The sequence below is a fragment of the Caulobacter sp. FW305-C-30-S16 genome, assembly GCF_058783025.1.
Window position 1 is genome coordinate 993,309 of the sequence record NZ_JBYSYH010000002.1, and the last position, 18,215, is coordinate 1,011,523.

17 protein-coding genes, 3 tRNA genes and 1 pseudogene are annotated in these 18,215 nt (G+C 68.0%); 6 read left to right on the plus strand and 15 right to left on the minus strand.

Going from position 1 to position 18,215, the window contains the following annotated elements:
• Positions 1 to 104 precede the first annotated feature (104 nt).
• Positions 105 to 2,459, plus strand: coding sequence for a thiamine pyrophosphate-binding protein (locus tag AC3WJT_RS11830; protein ID WP_492343316.1), 2,355 nt, complete (start codon positions 105 to 107; stop codon positions 2,457 to 2,459).
• A 10-nt stretch (positions 2,460 to 2,469) separates the two neighbouring features.
• On the opposite strand, the gene AC3WJT_RS11835 is transcribed toward AC3WJT_RS11830, so the two are convergent.
• The 3 genes from AC3WJT_RS11835 to arfB form a co-directional block, all read right to left on the minus strand.
• Positions 2,470 to 2,814 carry a nuclear transport factor 2 family protein gene (locus AC3WJT_RS11835; protein WP_492343317.1) on the minus strand — a complete coding sequence of 115 codons (345 nt, stop codon included), beginning with the start codon at positions 2,812 to 2,814 and terminating at the stop codon, positions 2,470 to 2,472.
• Positions 2,815 to 2,823: 9 nt separating this feature from the next.
• A complete protein-coding gene (locus AC3WJT_RS11840) occupies positions 2,824 to 3,360 on the minus strand; it encodes a c-type cytochrome (protein ID WP_492343318.1) in 537 nt (178 codons plus the stop codon).
• A 119-nt stretch (positions 3,361 to 3,479) separates the two neighbouring features.
• Positions 3,480 to 3,905, minus strand: a complete 426-nt coding sequence (gene arfB, locus AC3WJT_RS11845; RefSeq protein WP_492343319.1) for an alternative ribosome rescue aminoacyl-tRNA hydrolase ArfB — start codon at positions 3,903 to 3,905, stop codon at positions 3,480 to 3,482.
• 109 nt (positions 3,906 to 4,014) lie between these two features.
• Here arfB and AC3WJT_RS11850 point away from each other — a divergent pair, with 109 nt between their 5' ends.
• On the plus strand, positions 4,015 to 4,572 hold the full coding sequence (locus AC3WJT_RS11850) for a DUF1579 domain-containing protein (protein ID WP_492343320.1): 558 nt from the start codon (positions 4,015 to 4,017) through the stop codon (positions 4,570 to 4,572).
• Here the strand turns inward: AC3WJT_RS11850 and AC3WJT_RS11855 are convergent.
• The 9 genes from AC3WJT_RS11855 to AC3WJT_RS11895 all read right to left on the minus strand — a co-directional run bounded on the left by AC3WJT_RS11855 (position 4,569) and on the right by AC3WJT_RS11895 (position 11,915).
• On the minus strand, positions 4,569 to 5,042 hold the full coding sequence (locus AC3WJT_RS11855; RefSeq protein WP_492343321.1) for a YaiI/YqxD family protein: 474 nt from the start codon (positions 5,040 to 5,042) through the stop codon (positions 4,569 to 4,571). The two genes, AC3WJT_RS11850 and AC3WJT_RS11855, sit on opposite strands and share 4 nt — an antisense overlap.
• Before the next feature lie 148 nt (positions 5,043 to 5,190).
• Positions 5,191 to 6,072 carry an alpha/beta hydrolase gene (locus AC3WJT_RS11860; RefSeq protein WP_492343322.1) on the minus strand — a complete coding sequence of 294 codons (882 nt, stop codon included), beginning with the start codon at positions 6,070 to 6,072 and terminating at the stop codon, positions 5,191 to 5,193.
• A gap of 19 nt (positions 6,073 to 6,091) precedes the next feature.
• Positions 6,092 to 6,535, minus strand: coding sequence for an SEL1-like repeat protein (locus tag AC3WJT_RS11865; RefSeq protein ID WP_492343323.1), 444 nt, complete (start codon positions 6,533 to 6,535; stop codon positions 6,092 to 6,094).
• A 20-nt stretch (positions 6,536 to 6,555) separates the two neighbouring features.
• Positions 6,556 to 6,631 (minus strand) — tRNA-Thr (locus AC3WJT_RS11870).
• 78 nt (positions 6,632 to 6,709) lie between these two features.
• Entirely contained in the window at positions 6,710 to 7,807 is a 1,098-nt protein-coding gene (locus AC3WJT_RS11875; protein WP_492343324.1) for a pentapeptide repeat-containing protein, read from the minus strand.
• A 130-nt stretch (positions 7,808 to 7,937) separates the two neighbouring features.
• On the minus strand, positions 7,938 to 8,735 hold the full coding sequence (locus tag AC3WJT_RS11880; RefSeq protein ID WP_492343325.1) for an ABC transporter permease: 798 nt from the start codon (positions 8,733 to 8,735) through the stop codon (positions 7,938 to 7,940).
• Positions 8,732 to 9,622 carry an ABC transporter permease subunit gene (locus tag AC3WJT_RS11885; protein WP_492343326.1) on the minus strand — a complete coding sequence of 297 codons (891 nt, stop codon included), beginning with the start codon at positions 9,620 to 9,622 and terminating at the stop codon, positions 8,732 to 8,734. The genes AC3WJT_RS11880 and AC3WJT_RS11885 overlap by 4 nt, the downstream gene beginning before the upstream one ends.
• On the minus strand, positions 9,619 to 10,812 hold the full coding sequence (locus AC3WJT_RS11890) for an ABC transporter ATP-binding protein (RefSeq protein ID WP_492343327.1): 1,194 nt from the start codon (positions 10,810 to 10,812) through the stop codon (positions 9,619 to 9,621). The genes AC3WJT_RS11885 and AC3WJT_RS11890 overlap by 4 nt, the downstream gene beginning before the upstream one ends.
• The gene (locus tag AC3WJT_RS11895; protein WP_492343328.1) at positions 10,809 to 11,915 is read right to left on the minus strand and encodes a polyamine ABC transporter substrate-binding protein; all 1,107 of its coding nucleotides are present in this window, start codon (positions 11,913 to 11,915) and stop codon (positions 10,809 to 10,811) included. The genes AC3WJT_RS11890 and AC3WJT_RS11895 overlap by 4 nt, the downstream gene beginning before the upstream one ends.
• 138 nt (positions 11,916 to 12,053) lie before the next feature.
• Between AC3WJT_RS11895 and metG the strand changes: the two genes are divergently transcribed.
• Positions 12,054 to 13,769, plus strand: a complete 1,716-nt coding sequence (gene metG, locus AC3WJT_RS11900; RefSeq protein WP_492343329.1) for a methionine--tRNA ligase — start codon at positions 12,054 to 12,056, stop codon at positions 13,767 to 13,769.
• A gap of 19 nt (positions 13,770 to 13,788) precedes the next feature.
• Here metG and AC3WJT_RS11905 read toward each other — a convergent pair whose 3' ends face one another.
• From AC3WJT_RS11905 to rlmB, 3 genes and pseudogenes are all read right to left on the minus strand, one after another.
• Positions 13,789 to 14,601, minus strand: coding sequence for a TerC family protein (locus tag AC3WJT_RS11905; protein ID WP_492343330.1), 813 nt, complete (start codon positions 14,599 to 14,601; stop codon positions 13,789 to 13,791).
• Positions 14,602 to 14,820: 219 nt separating this feature from the next.
• Positions 14,821 to 15,342 (minus strand): annotated as a pseudogene (locus AC3WJT_RS11910) (hypothetical protein); the annotation flags it as partial.
• A gap of 1,605 nt (positions 15,343 to 16,947) precedes the next feature.
• Positions 16,948 to 17,757 carry a 23S rRNA (guanosine(2251)-2'-O)-methyltransferase RlmB gene (gene rlmB, locus AC3WJT_RS11915; protein WP_492343331.1) on the minus strand — a complete coding sequence of 270 codons (810 nt, stop codon included), beginning with the start codon at positions 17,755 to 17,757 and terminating at the stop codon, positions 16,948 to 16,950.
• Between the two features lie 91 nt (positions 17,758 to 17,848).
• On the opposite strand from rlmB, the gene AC3WJT_RS11920 reads away from it, so the two are divergent.
• The 3 genes from AC3WJT_RS11920 to AC3WJT_RS11930 all read left to right on the plus strand — a co-directional run.
• Positions 17,849 to 17,934 (plus strand) — tRNA-Tyr (locus tag AC3WJT_RS11920).
• A gap of 78 nt (positions 17,935 to 18,012) precedes the next feature.
• Positions 18,013 to 18,086 (plus strand) — tRNA-Gly (locus AC3WJT_RS11925).
• Between the two features lie 52 nt (positions 18,087 to 18,138).
• Positions 18,139 to 18,215, plus strand: a 77-nt coding sequence (locus AC3WJT_RS11930) for a hypothetical protein (RefSeq protein ID WP_245158267.1), incomplete at its 3' end; no start/stop codon positions are given.

The following is an 18,215-nucleotide window of genomic DNA, read 5'->3' on the forward strand; positions in this document are numbered from 1 at the left end:
CGCTCGATCGTACATTCCGGATGCGCTCGACCGCCTTCCGGCCTATGAACCCTGACACACCCCGCACGGGCAGACCTGACCCGTGATCCTGCCAGAGGGCGCATATGGACGACGCCGGTTTCGCTGTTCGCGGCAAGGATATCGCGCTGTTGCGCCGTCTGGAGGAACGGGTTCTCTGGCTGGCCAGCTGGACGATCCACAACGCCAACCACCTGCGCGACAGCCGCGACGGCCTGAAGGTCGGCGGCCACCAGGCGTCCTGCGCCTCGATGACGACGCTGATGACGGCGCTCTATTTCAGCGCGCTGCGGCCGCAGGACCGCGTCGCGGTCAAGCCGCACGCCAGCCCCGTGTTTCACGCCATCCAGCACCTCTACGGCCGCCAGACCATCGACCAGCTGCAGCGGTTCCGCTCGCTCGGCGGCGCGCAGTCCTATCCCTCGCGGACCAAGGACATCGACGACGTCGACTTCTCGACCGGTTCGGTGGGCCTCGGCGTGGCGATGACCGCCTTTGCCTCCCTGACGCAGGACTACCTCGCCGCGCGCGGGGCGGTGAAGCCGGACGCCATGGGCCGGATGATCAGCCTGCTGGGCGATGCGGAGCTCGACGAAGGCAACATCTACGAAGCCCTGATCGAGGCCTGCAAACACGACGTCCGCAATACCTGGTGGATCGTCGACTACAACCGCCAGAGCCTCGACGCGACGACGTCCGACCGCATGTTCACCCGCTACGGCGAGATCTTCGAGGCCGCCGGCTGGACGGTCGAGACGCTGAAGTGGTCGAAGCGCCAGACGGCGGCGTTCGCCAAACCGGGCGGCGCGGCGCTGCAGGCATGGATCGAGAGCGCTCCGAACGACCTCTATGCGGCCCTGACCTACCAGGGCGGCGCGGCCTGGCGCGAGCGGCTGACGACGGACCTGGCCGGCGACAAGGCGGCGCTGAAGCTCATCGCCGGCGTGGACGACGCGGACCTGGCGCTGCTGATGACCGAGCTGGGCGGCCACTGCCTGGAGACGATCCTTGAGGCCTTCGCCAAGGCCGCCGAGGACGACGCGCCGCGGTTCATCATCGCCTACACCGTCAAGGGGTGGCGGCTGCCGTTCGCGGGCCACAAGGACAACCATTCGGGTCTGATGACCCCGACCCAGATCGCCGAGCTGCGCGGCCGGCTGGGCGTGAGGGAAGGGGAGGAGTGGGACGTCTTCTCCGGCCTCGCCGACAATGAGCTGAAGGCGATGAAGCGGCTGGTCGAGACCGCGCCGTTCGCCGCTCGCAAGGACGGCCACAAGGTCGCGCCGCTGGTCGCAACACCCTCCGCCGACACCCTGCTGAAAGCCGTCGAGGGCGGCGGCGAGCAGTCGACCCAGGCCGCCTTCGGCAAGGTTATGTTCGAGATCGCCAAGGGCGCCGACGAGTTCTCCGGCCGTGTGGTGACCACCTCGCCGGATGTGACGGTCTCAACCAACCTCGGCGGCTTCGTGAACCGGCGCGGCGTATTCCACCGTCGGGCCCACGAGGACGTGTTCAAGAACCGGCGCATCCCCTCCGCCCAGGTCTGGGCCATGGGTGAGACCGGCCAGCATGTCGAGTTGGGCATCGCCGAGAACAACCTGTTCATCGCCCTGGCGGCGCTGGGGCTGTCAGGCCCGCTGTTCGGCGAGCGGCTGTTCCCGGTCGGCACCCTCTATGATCCGTTCATCGCCCGCGGGCTCGATGCCCTGAACTACGCCTGTTACCAGGACGCCCGCTTCCTGCTGGTGGCGACGCCGTCGGGCCTGACGCTCGGTCCGGAGGGCGGGGCCCACCAGTCGATCGGCACCCCGCTGATCGGCATGAGCCAGCCCGGTCTCGACAGCTACGAGCCTGCCTTCGCCGACGAGACGGCGGTGCTCATGGCGCATGCGTTCGAGCGCATCCAGGCGAGCGGCGGCGGCTCGACCTACCTGCGGCTCTCCACGCGGGTCATCGACCAGCCGGTGCGAGCCGACGACGCCTGGCGCGCCGGCTGCGTGGCGGGCGCCTACTGGTTGAAGCCGCCGACGCCGGACGCCCGGTTGGCGCTGGTCTACAGCGGCGCGATCGCGCCCGAGGTGCTCGCCGCCTTCGAACAGTTGCTGGAGGACGAGCCCGGCGCGGGCTTGCTGGCCGTGACCTCGCCCGACGTGCTGCACACTGACTGGACCGCCGCCGGCCGCGCACGCTGGACTACCGGGGAACAGCGCAAGGCGACCATCGAAAGCTTGCTGGAGGCGCTGTCGCCGTCGGCCGCCCTGGTCACGGTCATCGACGGCTCGCCGGCGGCCCTGTCCTGGATCGGCTCGGTTCGGGGTCAGAAGGTGAGGGCGCTGGGCATGGAGACCTTCGGCCAGTCCGGCGACCTGCCGGATCTCTACGCGAAGTACCGCCTCGACGCGGACGCGATCCTCGACGCCTGCGCCGATCTTCTGGTCTAGGAGCCGGGCGTCAGGCCCACTCCATGCCGATGATCAGGCCGTCCTCGAGGCGGTAGATGTTGGTGGCCATCTCTTCGGTGAAGAGCTTCCCGTCCATCGTGCGCACGACGTAGGCGATGTCGACCTTCAGTCGGCCGTCCGGAAGGGTCGTGAAGGCGACCGGCGTGGCTTCGGGATCGATCGCCGAAAACTGTTCCCGCCACATGAGGCGCATGGCGTCGCGGCCTTGCAGCCGCCCCTCGCCGAACAGGTTGGGCCAACTGACGTCCGGGTGCAGAAGGGCGACGACCGCTTCGATGTCCTTGCGGTTGAAGGCCTCGTAAAGGCGCGTCAGCAGGGCTTCGGTGTCGCCCATTGACCCCCGTCAGTCATCAGACTTGTTCGACGTCTCGACCATAAGATACGCGATAAGGTCCGTGCGGTCTTTAGGATCCTTGACGCCGACGAATGTCATCCGGTTGCCCGGGATGTAGCCGCGCGGATCGGCCAGCCACTTGTCCAGGTGCGAGGGGTCCCAGGTGAAGCCGGCGGCCTTCACGCCGTCCGAATAGTTGAACTTCGGGACGGAGCCGGCGGCGCGGCCGAACAGGCCGTACAGGTTCGGGCCGGTCATGTTGGCCCCACCCTCGACGATGGTGTGGCAGGAGCGGCAGAGGGCGAACTTGCGCTGGCCGTTCTCGAGGTCGGCGACATTGTACGGCGCGGGCAGGGCGGCCAGGGCCTTGGCCTTGTCTTCGGCGTCGTCGTCGTCTGCAACCGGCGTCGCGGCCGGGGCGGGCGTGGAAGCGGCGGCGGGCGTGGCCGCATTCTCGCTCGCGGCAGGCGCCTCGGCAGCCTTGCCGCAGGCCGTCAGCAGCGCTGCGGCGCTGACCATGATCATGACTTTGAGTTCGCTACGCATCGCAAATTCTCCCGACTGACGCGGCCGCACGCTACGCCCCTTTGCCGCCGATGCAACGGCGGCGACAGAAATTGATTCAGGACAGTCCGCGGCGTTGCCGGGAGGTCGCGCGAACGGCCTCAGTCCTCGCCGCCGGGGCGCCCGCGCATGGCCTTCACCGACCCGCGCCGCGTCTTCGCGTCGACCCGCTTCGCCTTGGCTGCCCTGGAGGGTTTGGTCTTCCTGCGCGGCGGGGGCGGTGGCTCGGCCGCCTTGCGGATCAGCTCGACCAGCCGCTCGATCGCGTCGGCCTTGTTGCGCTCCTGCGTCCGGTGACGGTTGGCGGCGATGACGATCACCCCGTCCAGAGTCAACCGCGACCCGGCCAGCTTCTGCAGCCGGGTGCTGACGTCGTTGGGCAGCGAGGGCGAGCGGCGCGCGTCGAACCGCATCTGCACGGCCGTGGCCACCTTGTTGACGTTCTGCCCGCCCGGGCCGGAGGCGCGGATGAAGGCGAACTCCAACTCCGAGTCGTCCAGTGCGATGGCGGGCGTGATCTCGATCATCGCGGCAGTTCTAACCCGCACCGGACCCGCGGCGCCATGCTGACAGATGCTGTCAGGAGGCCTGGCCTACAGGGGAACGACCGTTGATCCGCCGACAGGAGTGCATCGCATGACGATCCAACCCCCGGGACTTCCCCGTAGACGCGTTCTGCAATCCGCCGCCGGTCTCGCCGTGGCCGCCGGCGCGCCGGCGGCCGTCGCGTCCGCGCCGGTGGTCGGAAAGCCGGGCGATTTCGATTTCCTCACGGGAGAATGGAAGATCAGTCATCGCCGCCTCAAGGCGCCGGGCGAGTGGGACGTGTTCGAGGGCGAGGCGACCTGCTGGTCGATCATCGGCGGCGTCGGCCATGTCGAGGAACTGCGCATCCCGGCGCGCGACTTCAGCGGCGTGGGCCTGCGGTTTCTCGATCTGGAGACGAAGGTCTGGTCTGATTTCTGGGTCAACGCGAAGAGCGGGGCTCTGGGCGCGGCCGGTCTGACCGGCGGATTCGTGGGCGGAGTGGGTATGTTCACCACCGACGACAAGGACGCTGACGGCAAGCCGGTCAAATACGCCGGGGTCTGGGACCAGATCACCGGCCGGTCGCACCGCTGGCGCCAGGGTGTCTCGAAGGACGGCGGCGCGACGTGGGACTACAACTGGCTGATGGAGTGGGTGAAGGTCTAGCGCCGCATCCGCTTCGACTTCTGCACCGCCTCGTCGAGCGCCTGCAGGAAGCGCGAGCGGTCGTTGCGGTCGAAGGGCTTCGGCCCGCCGGTGATCTCTCCGGTCGAGCGGATGTGCTCCATGATCGAGCGCTGGGCCAAGGCCGAGCCTATCGAGTCGGCGGTGAAGGGCTGGCCGTTCGGCTTGATCGCGGCTGCGCCGGCCTTCAGCACCCGGTCAGCCAGCGGAATGTCGTTGGTCACCACGATGTCACCCGGCGCGGCGCGCTCGGCGATCCAGTCGTCGGCGATGTCCGGGCCGGCGTCCACGACGACCCGTTCGATCAGCGGCGATTGCGGGATCATCATGAAGCTGTTGGAGACGACGAAGGTCTTCAGGCCGTACCGCGCGGCGACCTTGTAGACTTCGTCCTTCACCGGACAGGCGTCGGCGTCGATATAGATCCGGATGGGGCTGGGCGGGGCGGTCATGGGCCCGCGTTTAGCGCCGGAACCCGAATCGGCCAACAATCGTTAACGCGAGGTCTATGAGCATTGGGGAGATATTCACCATGCCGCTGTTCCTGAAGCGTTTCTTTGCCGACATCGACGCCCTCATCTGGAGGATGACCGCCGGGGCCTAGCCGCCAGCGGACACGCGCCGTAGCAGCCGGCCAGCCATCGTCCCGATCTCGGCGACCGCTTCGCGCGCCGGGGCCGAGACGTGCGTCAGGTTGATGAACCCGTGGGGCAGGGCGGTGTAGTACCGCTCCTCGAAGTCGACACCCGCCGCGGCCAGTTCCTGCGCATAGCTCAGGGCGTCCGGCCGGCAGGGATCGAGCGGCCCGCCTGCGACCAGCAGGGTCGGCGGCGCCTTTTCCGTAAGGGTCCCCAGCAGTGACGGCGCCTCGGTGGTCGCCAACTGCGCGCGGATGAACTGGACCGCCAGTCGCCCGACGATCCGGCTGTCCTGCAGCAGGGACGAGGCCCAGATGTCGTCGTCCAGCGTCAGCAACGGATAGACCAGCACCTGCGCCGTCACCGCGCCCGGCGTCTCCGCGTTGATCCGGGCGGTCGCCGCCACGGCCAGGTAGCCGCCGGCGGAGTCTCCGCCAAGGGCCAGCGCATCGGGCCGCGCGCCGAATGTTTCCGCCCGCGCCGAGATCCAGCGGAACGCGGCCAGCGCATCGTCGAGCTGTCCGGGATAGGCCGCCTCGGGCGCCAGGCGATAGCGGCAGGCCAGCACCCGCACCTTTGCCGCATCGGCCAGCCGCACACAGAAGGCGTCGTGGGTCTCGATGTCGCCCAGGACGAAGCCGCCGCCATGGAAGAACACCAGCATCGGCCCGGGTGTCTCCGCGCCCTGCGGCACATAGAGGCGGGCGGCGAGGGGGCCGGCCGCGCCCTCGACGGTGAAGTTGCGCAGTTCCGCCAGCAGCGGCAACGCCCGGTCACGACGCGACAGCATGAAGTCGACCGCCTTGCGGGCGCGCGCGACGCCCTTGAGGGTCTCCGCCGTCATCCGGTCTGCGAGGGTTTCGCTAAGTCTGGCCAGGCGCGGGCTCCTTCACAAACGGCGGCGGCGGAACATCGCCGAGGGCCCACCAGGGCCCGTCACCGAGGGCGGCCGGCAGGGCGGCGAGGGCGTCGTCATTGCCCATGCCCGCGGCGATCTCAAGCCAGTGGACATACCAGCGCTTGCGGCCCGCCTGCCGCTGCCGCATCGCGAGGTTCCAGGCCGCGTCGCTGTAACCGGCCTCGACGGCCCGCTTGAGCCAGTAGACCGCTTCCGCGGGCCGCGGCGTCGGGATCACGTCCTCGAGCAGGATCGCCAGATTGTTCATCGCCAGAGGATAGCCGAGCTCGGCGGCGACGGTGTAGAGCGCTTCGGCCTCGACCAGACGGCCCTCGTCCTGACGATCGGCGGCCTCGGCGAACAGGCGGCAGGCCTCGATCTGGATGTCGGAGGACCGGGCGTTCGTCACAGGGCCCTCCGGGTGGGGCGTGGTGCCGGCTACAGGAATCGAACCCGTGACCTTCGGTTTACAAAACCGCTGCTCTACCATCTGAGCTAAGCCGGCCGACGACGGTCCGGTCGTCCGGGCCGCAGAGCGCTCTTCCTCTGACAGAAGGGGCGCCGGGTCAACCGGCGCGCGGCCTCATATGAATTCGGACTCGCGCGCAGGCCTGTGGACCAGGCCCGTGCCTGTCAGTTCCGCGCCGTCGAAGCGTGCTACCCGGCTGCTCCCACCCTGTCCTTCGAGGGCCGACAGATCGGCGCCCTCGAACACGGCATGGGACAGGCGGGCCCGCAGGAAGGACGCGCCGCGCAGGTCGGCGCCCTTGAAGCTCGCACCGCGCAGGTCGGCGTCGTCAAAGATGGCGCCCTGCAATTGAGCGCCCGAGAAGTCGACGCTGATGCCCTGGGAGGCCCGGGCGGTCATGCCCGCGAGCAGTTGCTTGGTGAACAGCGACTTGGCCGGCCGGAGGTCGAAACCGTCCAGACAAGCCGGCGCACCGTCCTTTCCGTTGGTCTTGGCCCAGACCTCCGACCGGTCGAGCTCCTTGCGGATGTCTCCCAGCCGGGCGATCGCCGCAGCCCCGGGGTCGAGGACGCAGCCTGTCAGGCGAATGCCGGACCGTTCCAGAATGCCCGTGTCGACGTTGGTCAGGATCGCGCCCTGAAGCTGAACGCCGGACAGGCGGGCGCCGGCCAGATCAACCCCGTCCAGATTGGCGTCGGTAAAGTTGGCGTTCTTCAGGTTTGCGTTGCGCAACAGGGCGCCGCGCATCGAGCAGTTGGTGAAGTCCACGCCGACCGCCACGGCGTCGCTCATGTCCGCGCCGTTCGCGGTCGTCCCGTTCATCGAGGTGCGCGGCCCGACCCATTTCAACCCCAGCGCGTCGTCGGCGATGCACAGGACGGCGGCCCTCATGTCGGCCTGGTCGAGGTTGGCGCCGGCGAGCTTCGCTCCGGAGTAGGTCCCGCCGCGCAGGTCGGCCCGGAACAGGGAGGCGCCCCGCAGATCGCAGCGGGTCAGGTTGGCGCAATAGAGGCTCACCCTGGCCATATCGCTGCCGACGAAGGTGCTGCCCGTCAGATCGGCGCCGGTGAAGTCAGCGTCGGCCAGGCGGCGGCGGTCGCATCGCATGCCGCGCGCGACGGCGTAGCGCAGGTCACCCCTTGCGCCGCCAGGTCGACCGCGCGTGAAGGCTTCGTGCGCCTTGATGCGCGCTTCGAACGCTTCCGCGCTCAACAGGAGAACGCGAGGTAATAGACTGGACCGTGACCGTGACATGGCCCCTGCCTACGCCGGGAAGCGTGACTGATCCCTTAGCTGGAGCCTGCCGCTACCCGGAACGGGGGTAATTAGTCGCGCGGCCGCGTCAGCTTTTGGCGACGCCTGCCGTTCTCCACTTCTGGGCCACCGAGAAGATGATCACGCCGGTGGCGACGATGGCGATCAGGATCGTGCAGACCGCGTTGATTTCGGGCGTCACGCCGAGCCGCACCTGGCTGTAGATGCGCATCGGCAGGGTCGTCGCCCCGGGTCCGCTGGTGAAGCTGGCGATCACCAGATCGTCGAGCGACAGGGTCAGGGCCAGCATCCAGCCGGCCAGCACGGCCGGGAAGATATTGGGTAGCGTGACCTTCAGGAAGCTCTGCGCCGGAGTGCAGCCCAGGTCCTGGGCGGCTTCCTCGAGCGACTTGTCGAAGGTCACCAGCCGCGAATGCACGACGACGGCGACGTAGGACAGGGTGAAGGTCGTGTGCGCCAGCATCACCGTCCAGAAGCCCCGGTCGAACCGCATGGCGACGAACAGCAGCAGCAGCGACAGCCCCATGATCACTTCGGGCATGACCAGCGGGGCATAGACCATGCCCGAGAACAACGTCCGCCCCCGGAACCGGCCGCCGCGCACCAGCGCCACGGCCGCCAGCGAGCCCAGAACGGTCGCGATCGTGGCCGACATCAGCGCGATCCGCAGCGTCACCCACGCCGCGTCCAGCAACTGGCTGTCCTGCAGCAGCGCCACGTACCAGCGGGTCGAGAAGCCGCCCCAGACGGTCACGAGCCGGCTGGCGTTGAACGACCAGATCACCAGCAGCACGATCGGCAGGTAAAGGAAGGCGAAGCCGAGCGTCAGCGACACCAGATTGAACCAGGACGGACCGCGCCTCATTGCCCGGCCTCCAGCGCCTTCGCCTGCTGGCGCTGGTACAGGAGGATCGGCGCGATCAGCGTGACCAGCAGGACGATGGCCACCGCTGAAGCGAACGGCCAGTTGCGGTTGGCGAAGAACTCCATCCAGATCGAGCGGCCGATCATCAGCGAGCCCGGCCCGCCGAGCAGGTCGGGAATGACGAATTCCCCGACCATCGGAATGAAGCACAGCAGGCAGCCGGCGATGACGCCCGGAATCGAGAGCGGCCAGGTGACCTGCCAGAAGCTCTTCCACGGCGGCGACCCCAGGTCGGCGGCCGCCTCCAGCAGGGTCTGGTCGAGCCGCTCCAGCGCCGCATAGAGCGGCAGCACCATGAACGGCAGATAGCTGTAGACCAGCCCGATCTGGACCGCCGCCGGGGTGTAGAGCAGGTCGACGGGCGGGATGTGCAACAGGCCGAGGAAGGCGTTCAGCAGCCCCTGCGGCTTGAGGATCCCGACCCAGGCGTAGACCCGGATGAGGAAGCTGGTCCAGAACGGCAGGATCACCAGCATCAACAGGATGTTGCGCGTCCCGGGCCGGCATTTGGCCATGCCGTAGGCCATCGGATAGCCGACCAGCAGCGCCAGGAACGTTCCAGTGGCGGCGAACTGCAGGCTGGAGATGAAGGCATCGAAGTACAGCCGGTCAGAGCCCAGCCGGCCGTACATCTCGAAGTCCAGCGCCGCGAAGAAGGCCTTCAGCCCGTCCAGTCCCCGCGACCAGTCGATCTGGGGCGCGTAGGGCGGCATGGCCAGCGCCGTGTCGGACAGCGACAGCCGCAGCACCAGCAGGAACGGAAAGGCGAACAGGATCGCCAGCCACAGCCCCGGCAGGATGGCGGCTCTGGACCTTGGGCGGCTCACGCCGTCAGCACCACGCCGGCGTCGGGGTCGAAGCTGACCCAGACCTTGTCGTCCCAGCCGATCGGCCGATCAACGAAGCGCCGCGAGTTGGCCCGCGCCACCCGCACCAGCTTTCCGCCGGGCAGTTCGACGATGTAGTTGGTCCAGTCGCCGGTGTAGCCGATGTCCCAGATTTCGCCGGCCAGCACATTGCGCGCATCGGCCGCGGGCGGTTCGAGACTGATGCGCATCTTCTCCGGCCGGACGGCCAGCCAGACGGTCGATCCGGGCCCGGGGCAGTCGTCGTCAAGGACATAGAAGCCGGCCTGGGCCTCGGCGAGATTCAGATGCGCCATCGGGTGTTCGATGGCCTCGACGGTCGTCTCGAACAGGTTCACGTCGCCGAGGAACTCAGCCACGTAGCGGCTGTTGGGGGCCTCGTAGACCTCTTCGGGCCGGCCGATCTGGACGATCTTGCCCTCGCGCATAACGGCGATCCGGTCGGCCATGACCATCGCTTCTTCCTGGTCATGGGTGACGATCAGGAAGGTCACGCCGAGTTCGGCCTGAAGGTCCATCAGCTCGAACTGGGTTTCTTCGCGCAGCTTCTTGTCCAGCGCGCCGAGCGGCTCGTCGAGCAGCAGCATGCGCGGCTTGCGGGCGATGGCGCGGGCGAGGGCGACCCGCTGCTTCTGGCCGCCGGACAGCTGGTCCGGCTTGCGTTTGGCGAAGGCGTCCAGCTTCACCAGCGCCAGCATCTCGGCGACCCGGGCGGCGATGTCCTTCTTGCCCATGCCCTCCTGCTTCAGGCCGAAGGCGATGTTCTGCTCGACGTTCAGGTGGGGAAACAGGGCGTAGCTCTGGAACATCATGTTCACCGGCCGCTTGTGCGGCGGCGCGCCCGCGAGATCCTCGCCGGCCAGGCTGATGCGGCCGGCGTCGAGCGTTTCGAAGCCGGCCAGCATGCGCATCAGCGTGGTCTTGCCGCAGCCGGACGGTCCGAGCAGGGCGAAGAACTCCCCCGGATAGATATCCAGCGAGACGTCATCGACGGCGGCGTGGTCGCCGAACCGCTTCGTGACCGACTCGAACCGCACCAGAGGGGTCGCGTCGGGATCGTTCCACGGCGCGAAGCTGGAGCGAACCGCCCCGATGTTGGGGCGCCGGCCGGCTTCGCTGCGGACCGGTCTGGAGGCGGGCGGACGGCTCATCGTCCGGTCATCACCCGGGTCCAGAGCCGGTTCACCTGTTCCAGCAGCGTCTGCTCCTTGGTCGTGGTCACGAACAGCCGGCTGAACACCTCCGGCGTCGGATAGACGTTCGGATTGGTGCGCAGTTCCTCGTCGACCAGCGCCGTCGCGGGCAGGTTGGCGTTGGCATACTCGGTGTAGTTCGAGGCCCGCGCGATCACCGCCGGACGCAGCATGAAGTCGAGGAACTTGTAGGCCGCGTCCTTGTTCGGGGCGTCCGCGGGAATGGCGAACACGTCGAACCAGACCTGGCTGCCTTCCTTGGGAATGACATAGCTGATCTCGACACCGTTCTTGGCCTCTTCGGCGCGCGTCGCGGCCTGCAGGATGTCGCCGCTGTAGCCGATGGCGATACAGGCGTCGCCGTTGGCCAGGGCGTTGATGTACTCCGAGGAGTGGATCTTGGTGATGTGCGGCCGCAGGCTGACGAGCAGGTTGGTCGCGGCCTCATAGTCGGCCACGTTCAGCGAATTGGGGTCCTTGCCCAGGTAGTTCAGCGTGACGGCGTACATGTCCTCGGACGCATCGAGGAAATAGACGCCGCAGTCCTTCAGCTTCGCGAGGTTCTCGGGCTTGAACACCACGTCCCAGCTGTCGACCGTCACGCCGGGCAGGCGCTTGGCGATCTCGGCGGTGTTGTAGCCGATGCCCATCGTGCCCCACATGTAGGGCACGGTATATTTGCCGCCCGGATCGAACGGCTCCATCCGCTGCATCAGGTCCGGCCACAGGTTCTTGCGGCCGGGCAGCCGGGCGAAGTCGAGCGGCGCGATGGCCTTGGCCGTGATGTAGCGCGGCACATTGTGGTTCGACGGCGCGACGATGTCGTAGCCGGTCCCGCCGGTCAGCACCTTGGTCTCGAGCACCTCGTTGGAGTCGAAGGTGTCGTAGACGACCTTGATCCCGGTCTCCTTGGTGAACTCTTCCAGCAGCGCCGGGTCGATATAGTCCGACCAGTTGTAAATCCGCAGCGTGGGCTCCTTGTCGCCCCCGCCGCAGGCGCTGAGCGCAAGCGCCGCGGCGCCCAGAACGCCGACAGTCCACCGTCGTGTCAGACCCGTCATTCCCGTCATCCCCACATATCCCCGAAAGGCTGGAAACCGTTATAGGGCCTTGGGCGCGCCGCGAAAGCCCTTGACCGTTCCGCGGTAGCGCCGTCGCCCAACTTCCCAAGTCCGGGCACGGCGGCTATAGCCCGCGCCATGGCCCGCATCCTCATCACCTCCGCCCTGCCGTACATCAACGGGATCAAGCACCTGGGGAACCTGGCCGGCTCGATGCTGCCGGCGGACGTGTTCGCGCGCTTCCAGCGGTCGCGGGGGCACGAGACCCTCTACATCTGCGCCACCGACGAGCACGGCACGCCGGCCGAACTGGCCGCCGCCGCCGCCGGTCAGGACGTGGCCGCCTATTGCGCGGAGCAGCACGACCTTCAGAAAGCTCTGGCGGCGCGCTACGGCCTCAGCTGGGACTGGTTCGGCCGCAGCTCGAACGCGCCCAATCACCGCCTGACCCAGCACTTCGCGGAAGCGCTGGAGAAGAACGGCCTGATCGAGGAGCGGACCGACAAGATGGTCTACTCGATCGATGACCGCCGGTTCCTGCCGGACCGCTACGTCGAGGGGACCTGCCCCCACTGCGGCTTCGAGAAGGCGCGCGGCGACCAGTGCGACAACTGCGGCAACCTGCTCGACCCGGTGGATCTGAAGGACCCGTATTCGGTCATCAGCGGCTCGCGGAACATCGAGGTGCGCGACACGCGCCACCTCTACCTGCTGCAGACGAAGCTGGCCGACAAGATCCGCGCCTGGGTCGATTCGAAGTCGGCCGGCTGGCCGGCCCTGACCCGCGGTATCGCCTACAAGCACCTCGACGAGGGGCTGATCGATCGCGGCATCACCCGTGACCTCGAGTGGGGCATCCCGGTCGTCAAGGACGGCGCGCCGCGCCCGGGCTTCGAGACCAAGGTGTTCTACGTCTGGTTTGACGCGCCCATCGAATACATCGGCGCGACCGTCGAATGGTCCGAGGCGACCGGCGCTGACTGGAAGCGCTGGTGGCGCAACGATGAAGGCGCCGAAGACGTCGAGTACGTCCAGTTCATGGGCAAGGACAACGTCGCCTTCCACACCGTCAGCTTCCCCGCGACGATCATCGGCTCCGGTGAACCCTGGAAGCAGGTCGAGCGGCTCAAGGCGTTCAACTGGCTCAACTGGTACGGCGGCAAGTTCTCGACCAGCAGCAAGCGCGGCGTGTTCATGGATGCGGCGCTCGACCTGCTGCCCGCCGACCTGTGGCGCTGGTATCTCTCGGCCAATGCGCCGGAGGGCTCGGACACGGCCTTCACCTGGGAGCAGTTCCAGTCGGCCGTGAACAAGGACCTGGCGGACGTCCTGGGCAACTTCATCAACCGCATCGGCAAGTTCAACGAGAGCAAGTTCGAGGGCGTCGTCCCGGCGGGCGGCGAGCCCGGCCCGCTGGAGGCGAAGCTGTGCGCCGACGTCGCCGCCCGGCTTGAGGACCTGACTGCCCAGATGGACGCCATCGAGGTCCGCAAGGCGACCCAGGCGCTGCGGGCGCTCTGGGTGCTGGGCAACGAGTATCTGCAGGAAGCCGCCCCCTGGACGGCGATCAAGACCGACCGGGACCGCGCCGCTGTGGTCGTGCGCACGGCCCTCAATCTCGCGGCCCTCTACGGCCGGGTCAGCGCGCCGTTCATTCCGTTCGCCGCGGAGGGGATCTGCGCGGCGTTCGGCGAGCCCTGGCCGCCGCAATGGCCCTCGCTGGACGTGACCGCCGAGCTTTCACGGCTGGAACCGGGGCGGCAGGTCCGCGTGCCGGACGTGCTGTTCCCCAAGATCACCGACGACCAGATCGCTGAGTGGACCGAACGCTTCGGCGGCTCTGACGAAGCCTGACGCCGTCGGCCCGCGAGGCTCAGGGCGTCGCGGGCGTCGCCTGGGCCAGGCAGGTCTTGCGCGCGGCCTCTTCAGTCTCGGCGCGGCAGAACTTGGTGATCTCGTCAGCGTCGATATCGAGGAAAGCTGGCGCGGTGGCATTGTGCTGACTCACCTGCAGCGCCCGGATCGTGGTTGAGCGATAGCCGTCCCAGATCATGTGCACCGCGACGTACAGCACGATGACCAGACCGACGTAGCCGATCCAGCGGTGCTTGTTCAGCAGGCGGGCGATGAAGGTCGCGGCGACGCCCATCAGGGCGATCGACAGGATCAGGCCGAACACCATGATCCAGGGGTGCTCGTGCGCCGCACCGGCGACGGCCAGCACGTTGTCGAGCGACATGGTCACGTCGGCGATCATGATCTGCAGCAGCGCCGCGCCGAAGGTCTTGCGCTTGATGCCCAGCTCTTCGGGCGTGGCGCCGCCGCCGTGATGGGCGGCCAGGGCCTGGTCCATCTCGACGCCGGACTCGGCCTGGTCGTGAGTCGTCTGTTCCTGCAGCTCGCGCCACATCTTCCAGCAGACCCACAGCAGCAGGAAGCCGCCGGCGAGCATCAGGCCGACGATCGCCAGCAGCTGCACGGTGATCAGCGCGAAGCCGATGCGCATGACCACGGCGGCGGCCAGACCGATCAGGATCGCCTTGCGGCGCTGTTCCACGGGCAGGGCGGCGGCGGCCAGCCCCACGGCCACCGCGTTGTCGCCCGCGAGGACCAGGTCGATCATCAGGACCTGGAGCAGGGCAGCGCCCGCACCGGCTATTTCAGCGCCAAACAGACTTTCCAACATGGGCTCTCAATGCGACAGCCGCCGCCGCCTTGCAAGGGCGCCGACGGCTGTTCTGGCTCGGTTCAGGTTCGGCCGCCGCTAGTGGGCGTGTTCCGGTTCCTTGTGGTGAGCGCCGTGATCATGGCCGTGGCCGTGGTCATCGTGCCCGTGCCCATGGTCGTCGTGCCCGTGGGCGGCATGGTCGTCATGGCCGTGGCCATGGTCGTCATGCCCATGCCCGTGCCCGTGCCCGTGATCGTCGTGGCCGCTCACCGGCGTGTGGGAGATATGCTGGGCGGGACCGTGGCCGTGGTCGTCGTGACCGTGCGCGCCGTGATCGTCGTGCCCATCGCCGTGGCCGGGCGCTTCATGGCCGTGGCCGTGGCCGTCGTCATGGCCATGCCCATGGTCATCATGGCCGCCGTGACCATGGTCGTCATGACCATGCGAGGTCAGAGCCGCCGGATGGGCGCTGTGGCCGTGGTCGTCGTGTCCGTGTCCATGGTCGGCCGGGCCATGACCATGATCGTCATGTCCGTGGCCGGGGGCGGCGTGATCGTCATGACCGTGGGCATGGTCGTCATGGCCGTGGCCGTGCCCATGGTCGTCGTGCCCGTGCGCGTCATGAGAGGTGTGGTGCGCGCCGTGGTCATCGTGTCCGTGGCCGTCATGGCCGTGGCTGTGATCGTCGTGCCCGTGGCCGGGGGCGGCATGGTCGTCGTGGCCGTGCGCGGCGTGATCGTCATGCCCGTGAGCATGGTCGTCGTGACCGTGACCGTGATCGTCGTGGCCGTGCGAGGCGAGGGCGTAGCCGCCCGCGGCGCCCGCGGCGGCGGCGATCATCGGATTGACGTAGCTGGCGTGGTGCGCTTCCGGCTCCGGCTCGTTGACGCCGTAGTCCTGCATCGTGCGGAACTTGCGGCGACGTTCGGCGCGGGCGCGGTTGGCGCTGGCGCCACGGGCCAGGAAGACCAGCAGCAGCAGGGCCAGCAGGGCGAGGGCGCCGCCGACCACATTTTCGCGCGCGACCTTGCCGACCAGCGGCAGTTCATCGGGCACCCACGGGAAGGCCAGCGCCTTGAGCGACAAGGACGGCAGCTTGAAGCCCTTGGCGGCGTCCTTGGCCGCTTCGACCGGCGCGGCGACGGCCTCCTCGAGCGAGCCGACCGAGAAGGCGGTCTTCGGCCTGGAACCGTTCAGCTCAAGACCGTAGTCGGCCTTCAGCGGGGATTTTTCGGCGGCGGTCGGCTTGACCTTCCAGGTGAAGGTGGTCGGCTTGCCGGCGGCGACGGGCGCGGTCTGCTGTCCCGGAGGGCTGATTTCATAGCCTTGGCCCTGGAGGTTGGCGTAGGCGCTGACCTTGCGGGCGGATTTGGCGAGGCCGAGCTTGGCGGCCTGCTCCTGCACCATGGCCAGCAGATCGCCGGGCAGCGACAGGACGACGTCGGCTTCCTTGCCGGCCTTCAGATCCGCAGGCACCGACAGCGCGGCGCCGCGATTGATCGAGGCGGACACCGCCGTCTGCAGCTGCTGCGTCGGATTGGGCTTGGCGACAGGCGCCGCGGCGACGACCGCCGGGGCGGCGGGCGCGATCACGGGAGTGGGCGCAGCCGGCTTGATCGGGGCCACGGGGACCGGCTTGGGTGCGGCCTTCGCGATCGGCGCCGGGGCAGGGGCAGGGCGAGCGACCGCTGGACGCGTGACGGTCACCGGACGCGGAGCAGGCGCGGCGGCGGTCCGCCAGGTGCGGCGCGGAGCGGCAGCCACGGCGCGCGGCGCATAGCGGTTGCCATACACCTGACGCCGTTCGGCGGCGGTCATGTCCTCGGGATTGGCGATCGGCCGCATGGCGATCTGCAGCGTGCCGTCCGCCTTGCGGCGGGTGACCAGCTGGAACCGCGGGGCATCACCCGAGGTGTAGCTGGATTTGCCTTTGGGTTCAGGTAGATGGTCGTATTTGTGACCATAGAACTTCACGCGTTCAGCGCGGCTCAGGTCGCCCGGGTTCGGGATCGGCGCCATGCCGGTGAACGTGCGCGGGCCGCCGGCCAGGCCGTCAGAGCCGGACCGCGCCGGAGCGGGGCGACCCATCAGGTCGGGGGCGGAGCCGCCGCGGTCGTAGCTGGAAGGCGGAGGACCCGCGTAGCCGTCGTCGGGCGCGGCGCCGCCGCAGCCCGTCAAAGCCAGAAAAGCCGCGCCAGAGGCGGTACAGGCCGCCAAACGCACAAAGCCCTTCAACATAGAGAACCCCCGATCCCATGCCGAAACGGCGGGAAAACAAGGTCCCGCCCTTCACAAGGCGGAAGAAAAACACGCCTTGGCGACGAAATCAAAACGCTTAATTCAGATTCTCGTAACGTCTTCTCCCTACGCGCGAGTTCTGGACGCCTCGTAGAGCGCGATTGCCGCCGCATTGGACACGTTCAGGCTCTCGAAATCGCCCGGCATCGGGATCCTGACCAGGACGTCGCAGTGCTCGGAAACGAGGCGGCGCAAGCCTTCGCCCTCGGATCCGAGGACCAGAACGGTCGGCGAGCCATCGATCGCGTCTGCCAGGTTGACCGTCGTATGACTGTCCAGCCCCAACGTGCGCCACCCCAGGTCTGAGAGGGTCTCCAGCGCTCGTGAAAGGTTAACGGCGACCCCGTGAGGGATACGGTCGATGGCGCCGGCGGCGGCCTTGGCAAGGGCGCCGCTCAGCGCCGGGGCGTGCCTGTCCTGCAGGATCACGCCGCGCGCGCCGAACGCCGCCGCCGACCGGAAGATGGCCCCGACGTTCTGCGGATCGGTGATCTGGTCGAGCACGATGATCACGCCTTCGGCCGGCGACCCCATCTCCTGAATAGAGAGTGGCTCCAGCGGATCGATCTTCAGGGCCAGGCCCTGGTGCACCGCGCCGGCGGGCAGGGCGCGTGCGATTTCCACGGCCTCAACCGTGTCGAGCACCTTCTGCGGACCGAACTGGCGAGTCAGGGCCTGGGCGCGGTCCGCTGTGGCCAGGAGTCGGCGCGGCTGGCCGCGGTTCGGATTCGCCAACGCCGCCTCCACGGCGTGGACGCCCCACAGCCAATCCTTGCTGTCGGCTCCGGAAACCCTTTGTGGACGGGCTTTTCCGCCTTTATCGAGATGCGGACGAAAGCCTGTTTTCCGGTCGTTGCGTTGTTTGGGGGACGACACTATAAGACGCGCTCCGATTTGGGGCCCCACGGTTTTCCGCGCGTTGCGGAGGGCTTGAGCCGCCAAGGAAGAAAGCCTTTAGACCGCGTGCGGGGGAATGTCCCGAGTGGCAAAGGGGAGGGACTGTAAATCCCTTGGCGTCAGCCTTCGCAGGTTCGAGTCCTGCTTCCCCCACCACGCAGCTGAAGGCTCTCCTCCAGGCGACAGGGGCCCCGATCTGAAACGAACGGGAGTCCATCGCGATCCCGCCGCAGGGCGGGTATAGCACAATGGTAGTGCAGCAGCCTTCCAAGCTGAGGATGCGGGTTCGATTCCCGCTACCCGCTCCAGGCGCTCCCTACATCTACACAGACGTCGCTGGCGCCAGGGATTGGAAAGAAAATGGCCAAGGAAAAGTTCGAACGTAACAAGCCGCACTGCAACATCGGCACGATTGGTCACGTTGACCACGGCAAGAC